An 18,507-nucleotide genomic window follows, 5' to 3' on the forward strand; every position below is an offset into this window, starting at 1 on the left:
AATCAGCCTTGTTTTTTGGATACAGTTTCAGCGATGTGCGCCGGAGCTGTGTTGTATTTTTTGAATTCCATAGAGTAGCTTGCGCGACCCTGGGACATGGAGCGAACGTCGGTCGCATAACCGAACATCTCACCCAACGGAACCTCGGCGCGAATCACTTTGCCGGAAACCGTGTCTTCCATACCCAAGATCATGCCGCGACGACGGTTAAGGTCGCCCATGACATCACCCATATAGTCTTCAGGTGTAACAACTTCTACCGCCATGATTGGCTCAAGCAACTCACCACCGCCCTTCTGGGCCAGTTGCTTGGTTGCCATGGAAGCAGCCACCTTAAACGCCATCTCGTTGGAGTCGACGTCGTGGTAAGAACCGTCAAAAACGGTTGCTTTCAGGCCGATCAGCGGATAGCCGGCAACAACACCGTTCTTCATCTGCTCTTCGATGCCCTTCTGGATAGCAGGGATGTATTCCTTAGGAACCACACCACCTACTACTTCGTTCACGAATTGCAAACCTTCCTGACCTTCGTCAGCAGGAGCAAAACGGATCCAGCAGTGACCGAACTGACCACGACCGCCGGACTGACGAACGAACTTGCCTTCGATTTCACAGTTCTTCGTGATGCGCTCACGATAGGAAACCTGAGGCTTACCGATGTTGGCTTCGACGTTGAACTCACGGCGCATCCGGTCAACCAGGATGTCCAGGTGCAGCTCGCCCATGCCGGAGATGATCGTTTGACCAGTCTCTTCATCAGTCTTGACGCGGAAAGATGGATCTTCCTGAGCAAGCTTGCCCAGAGCGATACCCATTTTTTCCTGGTCATCCTTGGTCTTAGGCTCTACGGCAACCGAGATAACCGGCTCCGGGAAGTCCATGCGAACCAGGATGATTGGCTTAGCAGCGTCGCACAAAGTCTCACCAGTGGTGACGTCCTTCATGCCGATCAGGGCCGCGATGTCACCAGCGCGCACTTCCTTGATCTCTTCGCGGGCGTTTGCGTGCATTTGCACCATACGACCCACACGCTCTTTCTTGCCCTTGACCGAGTTGATCACGCCGTCGCCGGAGGCCAACACGCCCGAGTAAACGCGGACGAAAGTCAGGGTACCCACGAATGGGTCGGTAGCGATCTTGAACGCCAGAGCCGAGAACGGTTCGCTGTCGTCAGCGTGACGCTCCATCTCTTCTTCCTCGTTATCAGGGTTAGTACCCTTGATAGCAGGAATGTCGGTTGGAGCAGGCAGGTAGTCGATAACGGCGTCGAGAACCAGGGGAACACCCTTGTTCTTGAAGGAAGAACCGCAAACAGCCAAGACGATCTCACCAGCGATAGTACGCTGACGCAGAGCAGCCTTGATTTCCACGTTGGTGAGTTCTTCACCTTCGAGGTACTTGTTCATCAGCTCTTCGCTGGCTTCGGCAGCAGCCTCAACCAGGTTGTTGCGCCACTCGTCAGCCAGTTCCTGCAGTTCTGCAGGGATAGGCTTGCGAACAGGAACCATGCCTTTGTCGGCGTCATTCCAGTAGACCGCTTCCATGGTGATCAGATCGATCTGACCCTGGAAGTTGTCTTCGGAACCGATAGCCAATTGGATTGGCACCGGAGTGTGACCCAGACGCTGCTTGATCTGACCGATCACGCGCAGGAAGTTGGCACCAGCACGGTCCATCTTGTTTACGTAAACAAGACGTGGAACACCGTACTTGTTGGCTTGACGCCATACGGTTTCCGACTGAGGCTCAACACCCGAAGTACCGCAGAACACAACGACGGCGCCGTCGAGTACACGCAGGGAACGCTCAACTTCAATAGTGAAGTCAACGTGGCCCGGGGTATCGATTACGTTGAAGCGGTGCTCGTCCTTGTACTGCTTGGCAGAACCTTTCCAGAAGGCGGTAATAGCAGCAGAAGTAATGGTAATACCACGCTCCTGCTCCTGAACCATCCAGTCTGTGGTCGCGGCGCCATCATGCACCTCGCCCATTTTGTGACTTTTGCCGGTGTAAAACAGTACGCGCTCGGTGGTGGTGGTTTTACCAGCATCCACGTGAGCAACGATACCGATGTTACGGTAGCGGCTAATCGGAGTAGTACGAGCCATAAAGCCCTCGCAAAATTAGTGAAGCTAAGATTAGAAGCGGTAGTGCGAGAAAGCTTTGTTAGCTTCAGCCATACGGTGCACGTCTTCACGCTTCTTAACAGCAGCACCTTTACCTTCAGCAGCGTCCAACAGCTCGCCGGCCAAACGCAGAGCCATAGACTTCTCGCCGCGCTTACGGGCGAAGTCTACCAACCAGCGCATTGCCAGGGCGTTACGACGGGACGGGCGAACTTCGACCGGAACCTGGTAAGTAGCACCGCCTACACGGCGCGACTTCACTTCGACCAGCGGAGCGATGGCGTCGAGAGCTTTCTCGAAGATTTCCAGGGGGTCGCTGTTCTTGCGCTCTTTAACCTTTTCCAGCGCGCCATAAACGATACGCTCGGCAACGGCTTTCTTGCCGCTTTCCATCACGTGGTTCATGAACTTGGCCAGGATTTGGCTTCCGTATTTTGGATCGTCAAGCACTTCGCGCTTGGCTGCTACGCGTCTTCTTGGCATGGATAAGCCCTCAAACGGTCTTCAGGTTCGTTCGGAATCGGTGCCCTTGCGGGACGCCTCCGACCTTACTCTTATCGACTCAGAAAATAAGATGATTCAGTTTACAAAAAGCCGCTACTACTTAGGCTTCTTGGTACCGTACTTCGAACGACCCTGGTTACGACCTTTAACGCCGGAAGTATCCAAGGAGCCGCGTACGGTGTGGTAACGAACACCTGGCAAGTCTTTTACACGACCGCCGCGGATCAGTACCACGCTGTGCTCTTGCAGGTTGTGGCCTTCACCGCCGATGTACGAGGAAACCTCGAAACCGTTGGTCAGGCGCACACGGCATACTTTACGCAGTGCCGAGTTAGGTTTTTTCGGCGTAGTGGTATACACGCGAGTGCATACGCCACGACGTTGCGGGCAGTTCTGCAGCGCAGGTACGTCGGATTTCTCGACGATACGCTTACGCGGCTGACGTACCAGCTGGTTGATAGTTGCCATCTACTAGCTCCACTGTTGTCTTGCGACGCTATTGTCTTGCAAGAAAAGCAAAATGGCAGGAACGAATTCCCGCCAAATTTAGGGGTACAAGAGTCTAAAGAGGATCTTGCCCCCAGTCAAGGCAAGGCCCCGACCTCCCCCTCCATCGAAACCCGACAAAACTGTCTTGTTCCGACGAACGGGGCTGCCAGGGCCCGGACTCATTTATCGCAGAACTCAGTTACCGCTAGAGTTCAGCGCTTCGGTCAGTGCAGCTTCCACTTCACTGGCGCTTACGCGCAGCGGCTTGTCGAGTTCACGGCGACGCTTGCGCTCGCTGTGGTAGGCCAAGCCGGTACCGGCCGGGATCAGACGACCCACAACCACGTTTTCTTTCAGGCCGCGCAGGTAATCGCGCTTGCCGGTTACCGCCGCTTCGGTCAGTACGCGAGTGGTCTCCTGGAAGGAGGCCGCCGAGATGAACGATTCGGTGGACAGCGACGCCTTGGTGATACCCAGCAACACGCGAGTGAACTTGGAAACAAATTTCTCTTCGGTTGCCAGACGCTCGTTTTCTACCAGTACGTGAGTCAGTTCCATCTGGTCGCCCTTGATGAAACTCGAATCGCCGGATTCAGCGATTTCAACTTTACGCAGCATCTGACGCAGGATGGTCTCGATGTGCTTATCGTTGATCTTCACGCCTTGCAGACGGTAAACGTCCTGGATCTCGTTAACGATGTACTTGGCCAGCGCACTCACACCCAGCAGACGCAGGATGTCGTGTGGATCGCTCGGGCCGTCGGAGATAACTTCGCCGCGGTTTACCTGTTCGCCTTCGAAGACGTTCAGGTGACGCCACTTCGGAATCAGCTCTTCATACGGATCGCTACCGTCGTTCGGGGTAATGACCAGACGGCGCTTGCCCTTGGTCTCTTTACCGAACGCGATGGTGCCGCTGACTTCAGCCAGGATCGACGCTTCTTTCGGACGACGAGCTTCGAACAAGTCGGCAACACGCGGCAGACCACCGGTGATGTCACGGGTCTTCGAAGTTTCTTGCGGGATACGCGCGATAACATCACCGATCGCGATCTTCGCACCATCCGCCACACCGACCAGGGCGTTGGCTGGCAGGAAGTACTGAGCGATAACGTCAGTGCCTGGCAGCAACAGATCCTTGCCGTTGTCATCGACCATCTTCACGGCAGGACGGATGTCTTTACCGGCAGCTGGACGATCTTTGGCGTCGAGGACTTCAATGTTGGTCATACCGGTCAATTCGTCAGTCTGACGCTTGATCGTGATGCCTTCTTCCATGCCCACGTAGGTCACGGTACCTTTCATTTCGGTAACGATTGGGTGAGTGTGCGGATCCCACTTGGCCACGATTGCGCCAGCGTCGACCTTGTCACCTTCTTTAACCGAAATCACAGCACCGTACGGCAGCTTGTAACGCTCACGCTCACGACCGAAGTCATCAGCGATCGCCAGCTCACCGGAACGGGACACAGCAACCAGGTGGCCATCCACTCGCTCAACGTGTTTGAGGTTGTGCAGACGGACAGTACCGCCATTCTTCACCTGAACGCTGTCAGCTGCGGAGGTCCGGCTTGCCGCACCACCGATGTGGAACGTACGCATGGTCAGCTGGGTACCCGGCTCACCGATGGACTGGGCAGCGATAACGCCGACCGCTTCACCGATGTTCACCTGGTGACCACGAGCCAAGTCACGGCCGTAGCACTTGGCGCAGATACCGTAGCGGGTTTCGCAGCTGATCGGCGAGCGAACAATCACTTCGTCGATGCTGTTGAGTTCGATGAACTCGACCCACTTCTCATCCACCAGGGTGCCGGCAGGAACGATGATTTCCTCGGTACCTGGCTTGAACACATCACGGGCGATAACACGACCCAATACGCGCTCACCCAGCGGCTCTACAACGTCACCGCCTTCAATGTGCGGAGTCATCAGCAGGCCGTGCTCGGTGCCGCAATCGATCTCGGTTACAACCAGATCTTGTGCAACGTCTACCAGACGACGAGTCAGGTAACCGGAGTTAGCGGTTTTCAACGCGGTATCCGCCAGACCTTTACGAGCACCGTGAGTAGAGATGAAGTACTGAAGTACGCTCAAACCTTCACGGAAGTTCGCAGTAATCGGCGTTTCGATGATGGAGCCGTCCGGCTTGGCCATCAGGCCACGCATACCGGCGAGCTGACGGATCTGCGCAGCAGAACCCCGTGCGCCCGAGTCGGCCATCATGTACATCGAGTTGAAAGACTCTTGATCGACTTCGACGCCATGACGGTCGATGACTTTCTCTTTCGAGAGGTTGGCCATCATCGCCTTGGAAACTTCGTCGTTGGCCTTGGACCAAAGGTCGATCACTTTGTTGTACTTCTCGCCCTGGGTTACCAGGCCGGAGGCGTACTGGCTCTCGATCTCTTTCACTTCATCAGTGGCAGCACTGATGATGCGGGCTTTTTCATCCGGGATAACGAAGTCGTTAACACCGATGGAAACGCCGGAAATGGTCGAATAAGCAAAACCGGTGTACATCAACTGGTCAGCGAAGATCACGGTCTCTTTCAGACCAACCACGCGGTAGCATTGGTTGATCAGCTTGGAGATCGCCTTTTTCTTCATCGGCAGGTTGACGACGTCGTACGACAGACCTTTTGGCACAACCTGGTACAACAGCGCACGGCCGACAGTGGTGTCGACGATACGGGTGTTGCTCACGCTGCCGCCGTCACGGTCGTTGACCGTTTCGTGGATGCGCACCTTGACCTTGGCGTGCAGTGCGGCTTCGCCAGCACGGAACACACGGTCAACTTCTTGCAGGTCAGCGAACACACGACCTTCGCCCTTGGCGTTGATCGCTTCACGGGTCATGTAGTACAGACCCAATACAACGTCCTGCGACGGAACGATGATTGGCTCACCGTTGGCTGGCGACAGGATGTTGTTGGTCGACATCATCAACGCACGCGCTTCCAACTGGGCTTCCAGTGTCAGCGGTACGTGCACGGCCATTTGGTCGCCGTCGAAGTCGGCGTTGTACGCAGCACAGACCAGAGGGTGCAGCTGGATAGCCTTACCTTCGATCAGTACCGGTTCAAACGCCTGGATACCCAGACGGTGAAGGGTCGGTGCACGGTTGAGGAGGACCGGGTGTTCGCGAATCACTTCAGCGAGAACGTCCCAAACCTCTGGTAGTTCGCGCTCGACCATTTTCTTGGCCGCTTTGATGGTGGTCGCGAGACCGCGCATTTCCAGCTTGCCGAAGATGAACGGCTTGAACAGCTCGAGAGCCATCTTCTTAGGCAGACCGCACTGGTGCAGACGCAGGGTCGGGCCTACGGTAATTACCGAACGACCGGAGTAGTCAACACGCTTACCGAGCAAGTTCTGACGGAAACGACCTTGCTTACCCTTGATCATGTCAGCCAAGGACTTCAGAGGACGCTTGTTGGAACCGGTAATAGCGCGGCCACGACGGCCGTTGTCGAGCAGGGCATCGACCGCTTCTTGCAACATACGCTTTTCGTTGCGCACGATGATGTCCGGAGCGGACAGATCAAGCAGGCGCTTCAAGCGGTTGTTACGGTTGATCACGCGGCGGTACAGGTCGTTGAGGTCGGACGTCGCGAAACGACCACCGTCCAGCGGTACCAGCGGACGCAGGTCTGGCGGCAGAACCGGCAGAACGGTCAGCACCATCCACTCTGGCAGGTTGCCGGAACCCTGGAAGGCTTCCATCAACTTCAGACGCTTGGACAGTTTCTTGATCTTGGTTTCGGAGTTGGTTTGCGGAATTTCTTCACGCAGGCGGCCAATCTCGTGTTCCAGGTCGATAGCGTGCAGCAGTTCGCGGACAGCTTCAGCACCCATGCGGGCATCGAAATCGTCGCCGAACTCTTCCAGCGCCTCGAAGTACTGCTCGTCGTTGAGCAGCTGACCCTTTTCAAGGGTGGTCATGCCTGGATCAATAACGACATAGCTCTCGAAGTAGAGAACGCGTTCGATATCACGCAGGGTCATGTCCATCAGCAAGCCAATACGGGACGGCAGCGATTTCAGGAACCAGATGTGGGCAACCGGCGAAGCCAGCTCGATGTGCGCCATGCGCTCACGACGAACCTTGGCCAGCGCAACTTCAACGCCGCACTTCTCGCAGATCACACCACGGTGCTTCAAGCGCTTGTACTTACCGCACAGGCACTCGTAATCCTTTACCGGGCCAAAGATCTTGGCGCAGAACAGGCCGTCACGCTCAGGTTTGAACGTACGGTAGTTGATGGTTTCCGGCTTTTTAACTTCACCGAACGACCACGAACGGATCATCTCAGGCGATGCCAATCCAATACGGATGGCGTCGAACTCTTCGACTTGACCCTGGTTTTTCAGCAAATTCAGTAGGTCTTTCAAGGCCTTTCCTCCTGGCGGAGCAGAGAGCGGGCTAAACAGCCCCGCTCTCGATTCGCGTCACGTGTTATTCGGTTTCCAGATCGATATCGATGCCGAGGGAACGAATTTCTTTGATCAACACGTTGAAGGACTCGGGCATGCCCGGCTCCATACGGTGATCGCCGTCCACGATGTTTTTGTACATCTTGGTACGACCGTTCACATCGTCCGACTTCACTGTGAGCATTTCTTGCAGAGTGTATGCAGCACCGTATGCTTCCAGTGCCCAGACCTCCATCTCCCCGAAACGCTGACCACCGAACTGAGCCTTACCACCCAGCGGCTGCTGGGTAACCAGGCTGTAAGAACCGGTAGAACGAGCGTGCATCTTGTCGTCTACCAAGTGGTTCAGCTTCAGCATGTACATGTAGCCAACAGTAACCGGGCGCTCGAACTTGTTGCCGGTACGGCCGTCGAACAGCTGCATCTGGCCGCTTTCTGGCAGGTCTGCCAGTTTCAGCATGGCCTTGATTTCGCTTTCCTTGGCACCGTCGAACACCGGGGTAGCCATTGGAACGCCGCCGCGCAGGTTCTTCGCCAGATCCAGGATTTCCTGGTCGGAGAAAGTGTCCAGCTCTTCTTTGCGGCCGCCGATCTCGTTGTAGATCTCGTGCAGGAACTTACGCAGGTCTGCGACCTTGCGCTGCTCTTCGATCATACGGTTGATCTTCTCGCCCAGACCTTTGGCCGCGAGGCCCAGGTGGGTTTCAAGGATCTGACCAACGTTCATACGCGAAGGTACGCCCAACGGGTTGAGGACAACGTCGACCGGGGTGCCATTGGCATCGTGCGGCATGTCTTCAACCGGCATGATCACCGAGACCACACCTTTGTTACCGTGACGACCGGCCATCTTGTCGCCCGGCTGGATGCGACGACGGATTGCCAGGTAAACCTTGACGATTTTCAGCACGCCTGGAGCCAGGTCATCGCCCTGCTGCAGTTTGCGCTTCTTGTCTTCGAACTTGTCGTCCAGCAGACGGCGGCGATCAACGATGTAGGCCTGGGCCTTCTCGAGCTGCTCGTTCAGAGCATCTTCAGCCATGCGCAGTTTGAACCACTGGCCGTGCTCAAGACCGTCGAGGATTTCGTCGGTGATGTCCTGACCTTTCTTCAGACCTGCGCCGCCTTCGGCCTTGTGGCCTACCAGGGCGGAACGCAGACGCTCGAAGGTCGCGCCTTCGACGATACGGAACTCTTCGTTCAGGTCCTTGCGGATCTCGTCGAGCTGGGTCTTCTCGATGGACAGTGCACGAGCATCACGCTCAACGCCGTCACGGGTGAAGACCTGTACGTCGATGACAGTACCCTTGGTACCGGTAGGTACGCGCAGGGAGGTGTCTTTAACGTCGCTGGCTTTTTCACCGAAGATGGCACGCAGCAGCTTCTCTTCCGGAGTCAGTTGAGTCTCGCCTTTCGGAGTGACCTTGCCGACCAGGATGTCGCCAGCGCCAACTTCAGCACCTACGTAAACGATACCGGCTTCGTCCAGCTTGTTCAGAGCAGCTTCACCCACGTTCGGGATGTCTGCAGTGATTTCCTCAGGCCCAAGCTTGGTGTCACGCGCCACGCAGGTCAGTTCCTGGATGTGGATCGTGGTGAAGCGATCTTCTTGAACCACACGCTCGGACAGGCAGATGGAGTCTTCGAAGTTGAAGCCGTTCCACGCCATGAACGCGATGCGCATGTTCTGACCCAGAGCCAACTCACCCATATCGGTGGAAGGACCGTCGGCCATGATGTCGCTACGCTGAACGCGATCACCCTTGCTCACCAGCGGGCGCTGGTTGATGCAGGTGTTCTGGTTCGAGCGGGTGTATTTGGTCAGGTTGTAGATGTCGACACCGGCTTCGCCAGTTTCAACTTCGTCATCGGCAACACGAACCACGATACGGCTGGCATCAACAGAGTCGATCACGCCGCCACGACGAGCCACGACGCAAACGCCGGAGTCACGGGCTACGTTGCGCTCCATGCCGGTACCCACCAGCGGCTTGTCAGCGCGCAGGGTCGGTACAGCTTGACGCTGCATGTTGGAACCCATCAACGCACGGTTGGCGTCATCGTGTTCCAGGAACGGGATCAGCGACGCCGCAACAGAAACTACCTGCTTGGGCGATACGTCCATCAAGGTGACGTCTTCTGGCGCCTTGACGGTGAACTCGTTCAAGTGACGAACAGCTACCAGCTCGTCGATCAGGACTTTCTTGTCGTTCATCGTGGCCGAAGCCTGAGCGATCACGTGATCAGCTTCTTCGATGGCGGACAGGAAAACGATCTCGTCGGTGACCAGGGCGTCTTTCACCACACGATACGGGCTTTCGAGGAAGCCGTACTGGTTGGTGCGCGCATAGGCAGCCAGGGAGTTGATCAGACCGATGTTCGGACCTTCCGGCGTTTCGATCGGGCAAACACGACCGTAGTGCGTCGGGTGAACGTCACGAACTTCAAAGCCTGCACGCTCACGGGTCAGACCGCCCGGGCCCAGTGCAGAAACACGGCGCTTGTGGGTGATCTCGGAGAGCGGGTTGTTCTGGTCCATGAACTGCGAGAGCTGGCTGGAACCGAAGAACTCTTTCACCGCCGCAGCCACTGGCTTGGCGTTGATCAAGTCTTGCGGCATCAGGCCTTCGCTTTCGGCCATCGACAGACGCTCTTTGACCGCACGCTCAACACGCACCAGGCCAACGCGGAACTGGTTCTCGGCCATTTCGCCTACGCAGCGAACACGACGGTTACCCAGGTGGTCGATGTCATCGACGATGCCTTTGCCGTTACGGATGTCGACCAGAGTCTTCAGGACCGCAACGATGTCTTCCTTGCACAGCACGCCCGAACCTTCGATCTCGGTACGACCGATACGACGGTTGAACTTCATCCGGCCGACCGCAGACAGGTCATAGCGCTCAGGGCTGAAGAACAGGTTGTTGAACAGGGTTTCGGCAGCGTCTTTGGTTGGTGGCTCGCCAGGACGCATCATGCGATAGATCTCGACCAGCGCTTCCAATTGGTTGCTGGTGGAGTCGATCTTCAGGGTGTCGGAGACGAACGGACCGCAGTCGATATCGTTGGTGTACAGGGTCTCGATGCGAACAACCTGGGCCTTGGCGATTTTTGCCAGGATCTCGGTGTTCAGCTCGGTGTTGCACTCAGCCAGGATCTCGCCTGTCGCCGGGTGAACGATAACCTTGGCGGTAGTGCGACCCAGGACGTAGTCCAGAGGCACGTCCAGCGACTTGATACCGGCTTTTTCGATCTGGTTGATGTGGCGCGCAGTAATACGACGGCCAGCCTCAACAATGACCTTGCCCTTCTCATCCTGGATATCCAGGACGGCAATTTCACCACGCAGACGCGAAGCAATCAGCTCCAGGCTGAGGGTTTCATCCTTCAGGCTGAATACGTTGGTGGTGTAGAAAGCGTCCAGCACCTGCTCGGTGGTGTAGCCGAGCGCGCGCAGCAGTACCGAGGCCGGCAGCTTGCGACGACGGTCGATACGCACGAACACGCAGTCTTTAGGGTCGAACTCGAAGTCCAACCACGAACCACGGTACGGAATGATCCGCGCGGAGTACAGGAGCTTGCCGGAGCTGTGCGTCTTGCCACGGTCGTGGTCGAAGAACACGCCCGGGGAACGGTGCAGCTGGGAAACGATTACACGCTCGGTACCGTTGATAACGAAGGTACCGTTCTCAGTCATCAATGGGATTTCGCCCATGTAGACTTCTTGCTCTTTGATGTCCTTGATCGCTTTGTTCGACGATTCTTTGTCGAAAATGATCAGACGAACTTTTACCCGCAAAGGTACGGCGTACGTAACACCGCGCAACACGCATTCTTTGACATCAAATGCCGGTTCGCCCAGGCGATAACCGACGTACTCCAGCGCAGCATTGCCGGAGTAGCTGATGATCGGGAAAACGGATTTGAAGGCCGCATGCAGGCCCACGTCGCGGAACTGATCTTTGGTCGCTCCCGCCTGCAAGAATTCACGATACGAATCCAGCTGGATAGCCAGAAGGTACGGGACATCCATGACGTCCGGCAACTTGCTAAAGTCCTTGCGGATACGTTTTTTCTCAGTATATGAGTAAGCCATCAGCGTTCCCCAGCTTGGTCACCTGCTTGTTTGGCCCTCCCGACGGGAGCAGCCAGAAAATCTTGCAAACCCCATGGTTTGCACCACCGCATCGGGTGGCTACAGCGCGTTAGTGGCGGCGACCGAGTCGACAGCCAAGAACGGAAAAAGGCCGGTGGCAAGAGCCACCAGCCATCAGCCTTCAGCTTAACGCTTGGGCTGGAAACGCAAGGTCGATGCTTACTTCAGCTCGACTTTAGCGCCTGCTTCTTCCAGTACTGCTTTGGCTTTGTCAGCGGCGTCTTTCGACACTGCTTCCAGAACCTGGGCAGGAGCGCCGTCAACTACAGCCTTGGCTTCTTTCAGGCCCAGACCGGTCAGTTCACGTACTGCCTTGATCACGTTTACTTTCTTCTCGCCAGCTTCCAGCAGCATGACGTTGAATTCGGTTTGCTCTTCAGCAGCAACAGCAGCAACAGCTGGGCCAGCGGAAGCAGCGGCAGCGGAAACGCCGAATTTTTCTTCGAAAGCTTTGATCAGCTCAACAACCTGCAGAACCGACATTTCAGCTACGGCGTTGAGGATATCGTCTTGGGAGATAGACATTGCTGTATTTCCTGAATTGGGGGACGGCCTACGCGGCCATCGAAATAAACAAAAAAACGCGAGAGAAGTTGCTCAGCCTTAGGCTGCTGCAGCTTCTTTTTGCTCGCGAACTGCGGCCAGAGTACGAGCCAGCTTGCTGGTAGCGCCTTGAATCACGCTCATCAGCTGCGAAATAGCTTCGTTACGGGTCGGCAGTGTTGCCAGTACGTCGATTTGGTTAGCTGCGAGGAACTTGCCCTCGAACGCAGCTGCCTTGATCTCGAACTTATCCTGACTCTTGGCGAATTCCTTGAACAAACGGGCAGCAGCGCCTGGATGATCCTTGGAGAACGCGATCAGAGTCGGGCCGGTGAACACGTCGTTGAGGACACTGTATTCAGTGTCAGCAACAGCGCGCTTGAGCAGGGTGTTACGTACAACACGTACGTATACGCCAGCTTCACGAGCCTCTTTACGGAGTCCGGTCATAGCGCCTACTGTCACACCACGGGCATCAGCCACGACAGCGGACAGAGCAGCTTTGGCAGCCTCGTTGACTTCAGCGACGATGGCCTTCTTGTCTTCGAGATTAATTGCCACGGGTTTAACTCCTGCTTGTTACCGTTTCATCTGGCCTAGGCCGGATGTCGTTTTGGTGTCTGATTCGGTAAGGAACCGGGAGCACCATCTGCGTAGGCTTGATGGTTTAAGACTTGCGTCGCCTACGGTCTTGGATAGCCCCCGCCAGGCAGGGACCCCAATTTTTTCAACTGGCGCGATCTCTCGCGCCAGTTTGTGTCTTATACGTCCAGCGAGCCTTGGTCGATGACCAGACCTGGGCCCATAGTGGTGCTCAGGGTAACGCGCTTGACGTAGATACCTTTCGAGGAAGCTGGCTTGATACGCTTCAGATCAGCGATCAGGGCTTCAACGTTTTCCTTCAGCTTGACGGCGTCGAAGCCGACCTTGCCAACGGAGGTGTGAATGATGCCGTTTTTGTCAGTGCGATAACGAACCTGACCAGCCTTGGCGTTTTTAACCGCGGTAGCTACGTCTGGAGTTACGGTACCGACTTTCGGGTTAGGCATCAGACCACGTGGGCCCAGGATCTGACCCAACTGACCTACAACGCGCATTGCATCCGGGGAGGCAATAACTACGTCATAGTTCAGGTCGCCGCCCTTCATTTCGGCAGCCAGGTCGTCCATGCCAACGCGATCGGCGCCAGCGGCCAGAGCAGCTTCAGCTGCCGGGCCTTGGGTGAAGACAGCAACACGTACGGTCTTGCCAGTACCGTGTGGCAGCACAGTAGCGCTACGAACGACCTGGTCGGATTTACGTGGGTCAACACCCAGGTTTACAGCAACGTCAACGGACTCGCTGAACTTGACAGTCGACAGCTCGGTCAGCAGAGCAGCAGCGTCTACAAAATTGTAGGACTTGCCCGCTTCGATTTTGCCGGCGATAGCCTTTTGGCGCTTGGTCAGCTTAGCCATTACACACCCTCCACGTTAAGGCCCATGCTACGAGCAGAACCGGCGATGGTACGCACGGCTGCATCCATATCAGCTGCAGTCAGATCCGCGTTTTTGGTTTTCGCGATCTCTTCCAGCTGAGCACGAGTTACGGTGCCAACCTTAACGGTGTTCGGACGAGCGGAACCGCTAGTCAGACCTGCAGCTTTCTTCAACAAAACCGAAGCCGGGGTCGACTTGGTTTCGAAGGTGAAGCTACGGTCGCTGTATACAGTGATGATCACTGGAGTCGGCAGACCTGGCTCAATACCCTGAGTACGGGCGTTGAAGGCCTTGCAGAATTCCATGATGTTCACGCCGTGCTGACCCAGAGCTGGACCGACGGGTGGGCTAGGGTTGGCCTGTGCGGCCTTCACTTGCAGCTTGATGTAAGCGGTAATCTTCTTGGCCATGAGGCACTCCAATTACGGGTTCAAGCGCCTCGAAAGGCTCCCCGGTTACTTGCGCGTTTATCCCAGTGACGACAAAACCCCACAGCCTAAGGCTGCGGGGTTGGGATGCTTTGTCAGCTAGACCTTTTCGACCTGACTGAACTCCAACTCTACCGGGGTAGAGCGACCGAAAATGAGCACCGCCACTTGGATCCGGCTCTTTTCGTAGTTAACTTCTTCGACAGTGCCGTTGAAATCAGCAAACGGACCATCAGTGACACGAACAACCTCGCCCGGCTCGAACAACGTCTTAGGCTTCGGCTTGTCGCTACCGTCAGCAACACGGCGCAGAATCGCTTCCGCTTCCTTGTCAGTGATCGGCGCAGGCTTATCGGCGGTACCGCCAATGAAGCCCATGACGCGAGGGGTATCCTTGACCAAGTGCCAAGTACCCTCATTCATGTCCATCTGTACCAGCACGTAGCCAGGGAAGAACTTGCGTTCGCTTTTGCGCTTCTGGCCATTACGCATTTCAACCACTTCTTCAGTGGGAACCAGAATTTCGCCGAAGCCATCTTCCATGCCTGCCAGCTTTACGCGCTCTAGCAAAGAGCGCATGACATGCTTCTCGTAACCCGAGTAAGCATGCACAACGTACCAACGCTTAGCCACGGGACACCCTTAGCCAACAATCAAGGAAACAAGCCAGCCGAGCAGGGAATCAAGCCCCCACAACAGCAACGCCATAACCAAAACAACAGCCACAACAATCAGCGTGGTCTGCGTGGTTTCTTGGCGAGTCGGCCAAACGACTTTACGTATTTCGGTGCGAGCTTCCTTAACCAGTACGGCGAAAGACTTACCCTTTACAGTCTGCAGACCGATGAAGACAGCCGCAGCAGCGAGAGCGAGCAATACGAGTACGCGGTACAGGATCGGCGAAGCAGAATAATACTGATTGCCAACAACGCCTACGACCACCAAAGCGACGACAGCGAGCCACTTAACCAGATCGAAACGAGAGCTTTGAGCTTCAGCCTTAGGAGTCATCTATGAAGATCCTGTGAAAAGAAAGCCAGATACACCACGTGAATCTGGCAGGTCAGGAGGGAATCGAACCCCCAACCTACGGTTTTGGAGACCGTCGCTCTGCCAATTGAGCTACTGACCTAAAACAAAATCAGGCCGACCATTATGCAGGCCTGAAAAAGACTTTACAACAACCAACCCCAAGAGACTTGAAACAACCCGACAACACCAGGTAAAAAAGAATCAAGCCGAGACAGCTGTTAAAACAAAGGCAGATATTTTCATATCTGCCTTGTTATATGGAGCTCTTGAGCGGATTTGAACCGCTGACCTCACCCTTACCAAGGGTGTGCTCTACCAACTGAGCTACAAGAGCAAAACACCTTGCACAACCTGCAAACTTGGAGCGGGTAGCGGGAATCGAACCCGCATCATCAGCTTGGAAGGCTGAGGTTCTACCACTAAACTATACCCGCGGAGCTTGCAGCTCACGCTAAAAATGGTGGAGGGGGAAGGATTCGAACCTTCGAAGTCGTAGACGTCAGATTTACAGTCTGATCCCTTTGGCCGCTCGGGAACCCCTCCTAAGCGAGCCGGCATTTTACATTACGCCGACCTTCTGTCAAGCATTTTCTCATTAAAAATATGAGGTTAGCTGCGTGACGATCGCTTCACATCAATTTCCCAAGTAGGTCATCGCTGTGGAGCGGGCGCCATTCTATGCAAACTATTCGACACTTGCAATGCCTTCGCACGGCATTATTTTATGTTTTAACTCATTGAATTCATTAGCAAGGCTTTCAAACGGCAGATCGTCAGCCAAGCGGCGACTTTCAGGTGCCACACGCAACCAAAAAGCGGGCATACCTGCACCAGCCAATGACTGGATCCTGACCTTGATATCCAGACTGGTCAGGCGCTGCTCGAGGAACTGCGCCTGCTCCTGACTGGCAAAGCCGCCAATATACAAGCAATCGGCCGGCGCTTCTGACGCCCTGGGCCGATCACGACGGGTCATTGCGTCGGCCGACTCACTCAGCAATTGAATATCCTGCTGAGAGCCCCGATATAGCGCCAGGGGCGTTACATCCTTCGCACGCAACGGGGCCTCTTGCTGGTGCCAGATGTAATAAAAGACATTGAGAACCAGCAACAACAGAAACAACCAACGCATAGAAACCTCAAGACAAAGGGCATGCCATCGCCAGACCAACAAATACCAGGTCCGGAACGAACCGAGCGCCTGGCAGAGCATCGGCGACTAACTCAGCATCACCACCCGTAAGGAATACTGAGAAGTCTTCGCCCCAGTAACTCTGGGCCAGCTCCAGTTGCGACTCAGCGAAGCCGCGAAGCATGAGCGTACAACCACGCTCTACGGCTTGTGCAGTCGTACGTCCAGGCACCAGGCTTTCCAGCGCACGCTCAGCTGCAACATCGTCATAACGTATTTTACGGGTGTGGGTTCGCAGCTGATTGCGCATCAGCGGCATGCCAGGGCAGATAAATCCCCCAAGATGCTCGCCATCCGCCGTAATGAAATCAGCAGTGGCCGCCGTACCAAAATCCAGCACCAAACATGCTCCAGAGGCCAGGCGGAAGCCTCCCAGCATTGCCAACCAACGATCCAGCCCCAGACGGGCATATTCCTCATATCCATTGCGCACACCCGCCATCTCACGCGACGGCGCAGCACAGCTTATAGAGACACCAAAAGCGGCAACCAACACGCCGACCAGACGATTCGTCTCCTCCTGGGCGCGCACGCTCACCAACCTACAGTGTTGCAGTGAAAGACCAGCCAATGAATGGAGACCACCCAACAACGCCACATCGGAATCCACAACGCCTTCAGCGAAAACGACCGCCTGGTTCGCCTCCAGAACTCGCCATTTGATGAAGCTATTCCCACAGTCGAGCTCAAGAATCATCACGCAACCTCAGGCTTAACTCACCGCCACTGTATATTTTCTCAACACCATCCACTTCGAGACGCAGCGCGCCCTGACCGTCAATACCTAGCACAACCCCGTTTACCTGGTTAACACCGGCGATCAATGACACCGCCCTGCCCTGCCATAGATGACTCCGCTCCCACTCCTCGCGGATCACCGAGAAGCCGGAATCTCTATGACGCTCGAGATAAGCCTGCAATGCCTGACCCAGGTGAGCGACCAGATGATTTCGATCTACCCTGCGACCCGTTTCGAGCTGTATCGATGTCCACTGCTGATCAACTTCTGCGGCGCTTTGCATGTTGGCATTGATACCAATACCGAGCACTACATGGCACACATCAGCAGGATCGCCTACCAACTCAAGAAGGATGCCCGCAATCTTTTTTGACCCAACAAGAACATCATTCGGCCATTTCAAACCCGAACCCTGAACACCCAAGTCGCGCAGGGTTTGCATTACCGCCAAGCCCACCACAAGACTCAAACCCTCGAGCTGTCGCAAACCACCATCGATACGAAGTACAAGGCTGTAGTAAACATTCTGTGCAAACGGACTGACCCACTTACGCCCTCGACGCCCCCTGCCTGCAGTCTGCTGCTCCGACAGAACCAGGAACGGCGCCGCCTGCCCCGCATCGATTAGACGCAAAGCTTCGGCATTCGTGGAATCGATGGTATCCGAGATGAAAACCGAACCCGCACAGACCGGCGACTTCAAGGCGATCTCGTCAGCACTCAATAGAACCAGCGGGGATGCCAATTGATAGCCTTTCCCCCTGACCTTATGAATCGTCAGGCCCAGCTCAACCTCCAGATGCTGGAGCTGTTTCCACACAGCACTACGACTGACACCCAGGACCGCACCTAGCGCTTCACCCGAGTGGAATCGGCCATCTTTCAGAAGTTTTAACAACGTCAGCATGCAGGTCTCGCCTCACAATGAGGCACGCATGATAGCCATGCGCAGAGCCATTGCATAGAAAGCAACATAACAGGCGATAGAGCAACCTCAACTAGACAACCGACCAAGCATTTTCCGGTTTTCGACCGCCCAAAACAAAACCCCAACTGCTTTCGCAATTGGGGTTTCGGAATTTAATCTTGACGATGACCTACTCTCACATGGGGAAACCCCACACTACCATCGGCGATGCATCGTTTCACTGCTGAGTTCGGGATGGGATCAGGTGGTTCCAATGCTCTATGGTCGTCAAGAAATTCGGGTACTGAGTCGCGGCAAGTGCCTCGCTTCAGCAAATTGGGTATGTGATAGCTTTCGGTGTTTTGTGAGATTCGAACTTTCGGTTCATTTCGTCTTCACACACCGCAATCTGATGCTCTTTCGAGAAACAAATTGCTTGGGTGTTATATGGTCAAGCCTCACGGGCAATTAGTATT

General features: G+C 55.4%; 14 protein-coding genes, 4 tRNA genes and 1 rRNA gene. All 19 read right to left on the bottom strand.

Annotated elements, in window-relative coordinates; all coding sequences use genetic code 11:
- Positions 1 to 2: 2 nt before the first annotated feature.
- Complete coding sequence (gene fusA / locus HBO19_RS24765) at positions 3 to 2,108, bottom strand: elongation factor G (RefSeq protein WP_029299268.1); 2,106 nt, start codon at positions 2,106 to 2,108, stop codon at positions 3 to 5.
- Between the two features lie 30 nt (positions 2,109 to 2,138).
- Complete coding sequence (gene rpsG, locus HBO19_RS24770; RefSeq protein WP_002555493.1) at positions 2,139 to 2,609, bottom strand: 30S ribosomal protein S7; 471 nt, start codon at positions 2,607 to 2,609, stop codon at positions 2,139 to 2,141.
- A 117-nt stretch (positions 2,610 to 2,726) separates the two neighbouring features.
- The gene (rpsL, locus tag HBO19_RS24775) at positions 2,727 to 3,098 is read right to left on the bottom strand and encodes a 30S ribosomal protein S12 (RefSeq protein WP_002555494.1); all 372 of its coding nucleotides are present in this window, start codon (positions 3,096 to 3,098) and stop codon (positions 2,727 to 2,729) included.
- Positions 3,099 to 3,314: 216 nt separating this feature from the next.
- Positions 3,315 to 7,514, bottom strand: a complete 4,200-nt coding sequence (gene rpoC / locus HBO19_RS24780) for a DNA-directed RNA polymerase subunit beta' (RefSeq protein WP_169951377.1) — start codon at positions 7,512 to 7,514, stop codon at positions 3,315 to 3,317.
- A 64-nt stretch (positions 7,515 to 7,578) separates the two neighbouring features.
- Positions 7,579 to 11,652, bottom strand: a complete 4,074-nt coding sequence (gene rpoB, locus HBO19_RS24785; RefSeq protein WP_029299252.1) for a DNA-directed RNA polymerase subunit beta — start codon at positions 11,650 to 11,652, stop codon at positions 7,579 to 7,581.
- Positions 11,653 to 11,871: 219 nt separating this feature from the next.
- A complete protein-coding gene (gene rplL / locus HBO19_RS24790) occupies positions 11,872 to 12,237 on the bottom strand; it encodes a 50S ribosomal protein L7/L12 (protein WP_003210093.1) in 366 nt (121 codons plus the stop codon).
- Between the two features lie 78 nt (positions 12,238 to 12,315).
- Complete coding sequence (gene rplJ / locus HBO19_RS24795; RefSeq protein ID WP_003176433.1) at positions 12,316 to 12,816, bottom strand: 50S ribosomal protein L10; 501 nt, start codon at positions 12,814 to 12,816, stop codon at positions 12,316 to 12,318.
- Positions 12,817 to 13,016: 200 nt separating this feature from the next.
- Positions 13,017 to 13,712 carry a 50S ribosomal protein L1 gene (gene rplA / locus HBO19_RS24800; protein ID WP_003176434.1) on the bottom strand — a complete coding sequence of 232 codons (696 nt, stop codon included), beginning with the start codon at positions 13,710 to 13,712 and terminating at the stop codon, positions 13,017 to 13,019.
- The gene (rplK, locus tag HBO19_RS24805; RefSeq protein ID WP_003210097.1) at positions 13,712 to 14,143 is read right to left on the bottom strand and encodes a 50S ribosomal protein L11; all 432 of its coding nucleotides are present in this window, start codon (positions 14,141 to 14,143) and stop codon (positions 13,712 to 13,714) included. The genes rplA and rplK overlap by 1 nt, the downstream gene beginning before the upstream one ends.
- A 117-nt stretch (positions 14,144 to 14,260) precedes the next feature.
- The gene (gene nusG, locus HBO19_RS24810; protein ID WP_003176436.1) at positions 14,261 to 14,794 is read right to left on the bottom strand and encodes a transcription termination/antitermination protein NusG; all 534 of its coding nucleotides are present in this window, start codon (positions 14,792 to 14,794) and stop codon (positions 14,261 to 14,263) included.
- Between the two features lie 9 nt (positions 14,795 to 14,803).
- Positions 14,804 to 15,172, bottom strand: a complete 369-nt coding sequence (gene secE, locus HBO19_RS24815) for a preprotein translocase subunit SecE (RefSeq protein WP_076964128.1) — start codon at positions 15,170 to 15,172, stop codon at positions 14,804 to 14,806.
- 45 nt (positions 15,173 to 15,217) lie between these two features.
- A tRNA-Trp gene (locus HBO19_RS24820) sits at positions 15,218 to 15,293 on the bottom strand.
- Positions 15,294 to 15,451: 158 nt separating this feature from the next.
- Positions 15,452 to 15,527: transfer RNA gene (locus HBO19_RS24825), tRNA-Thr, on the bottom strand.
- A 26-nt stretch (positions 15,528 to 15,553) separates the two neighbouring features.
- Positions 15,554 to 15,627: transfer RNA gene (locus tag HBO19_RS24830), tRNA-Gly, on the bottom strand.
- A gap of 24 nt (positions 15,628 to 15,651) precedes the next feature.
- Positions 15,652 to 15,736: transfer RNA gene (locus HBO19_RS24835), tRNA-Tyr, on the bottom strand.
- 142 nt (positions 15,737 to 15,878) lie between these two features.
- Entirely contained in the window at positions 15,879 to 16,325 is a 447-nt protein-coding gene (locus HBO19_RS24840; RefSeq protein WP_170041633.1) for a hypothetical protein, read from the bottom strand.
- A 7-nt stretch (positions 16,326 to 16,332) separates the two neighbouring features.
- The gene (locus HBO19_RS24845) at positions 16,333 to 17,082 is read right to left on the bottom strand and encodes a pantothenate kinase (RefSeq protein WP_170041632.1); all 750 of its coding nucleotides are present in this window, start codon (positions 17,080 to 17,082) and stop codon (positions 16,333 to 16,335) included.
- Positions 17,072 to 18,031, bottom strand: coding sequence for a bifunctional biotin--[acetyl-CoA-carboxylase] ligase/biotin operon repressor BirA (birA, locus tag HBO19_RS24850; RefSeq protein ID WP_170058495.1), 960 nt, complete (start codon positions 18,029 to 18,031; stop codon positions 17,072 to 17,074). The genes HBO19_RS24845 and birA overlap by 11 nt, the downstream gene beginning before the upstream one ends.
- A 177-nt stretch (positions 18,032 to 18,208) precedes the next feature.
- A 5S ribosomal RNA gene (rrf, locus tag HBO19_RS24855) occupies positions 18,209 to 18,324 on the bottom strand.
- Positions 18,325 to 18,507 lie beyond the last annotated feature (183 nt).

It is taken from the genome of Pseudomonas sp. WS 5021 (assembly GCF_012985535.1).
Classification (GTDB): domain Bacteria; phylum Pseudomonadota; class Gammaproteobacteria; order Pseudomonadales; family Pseudomonadaceae; genus Aquipseudomonas.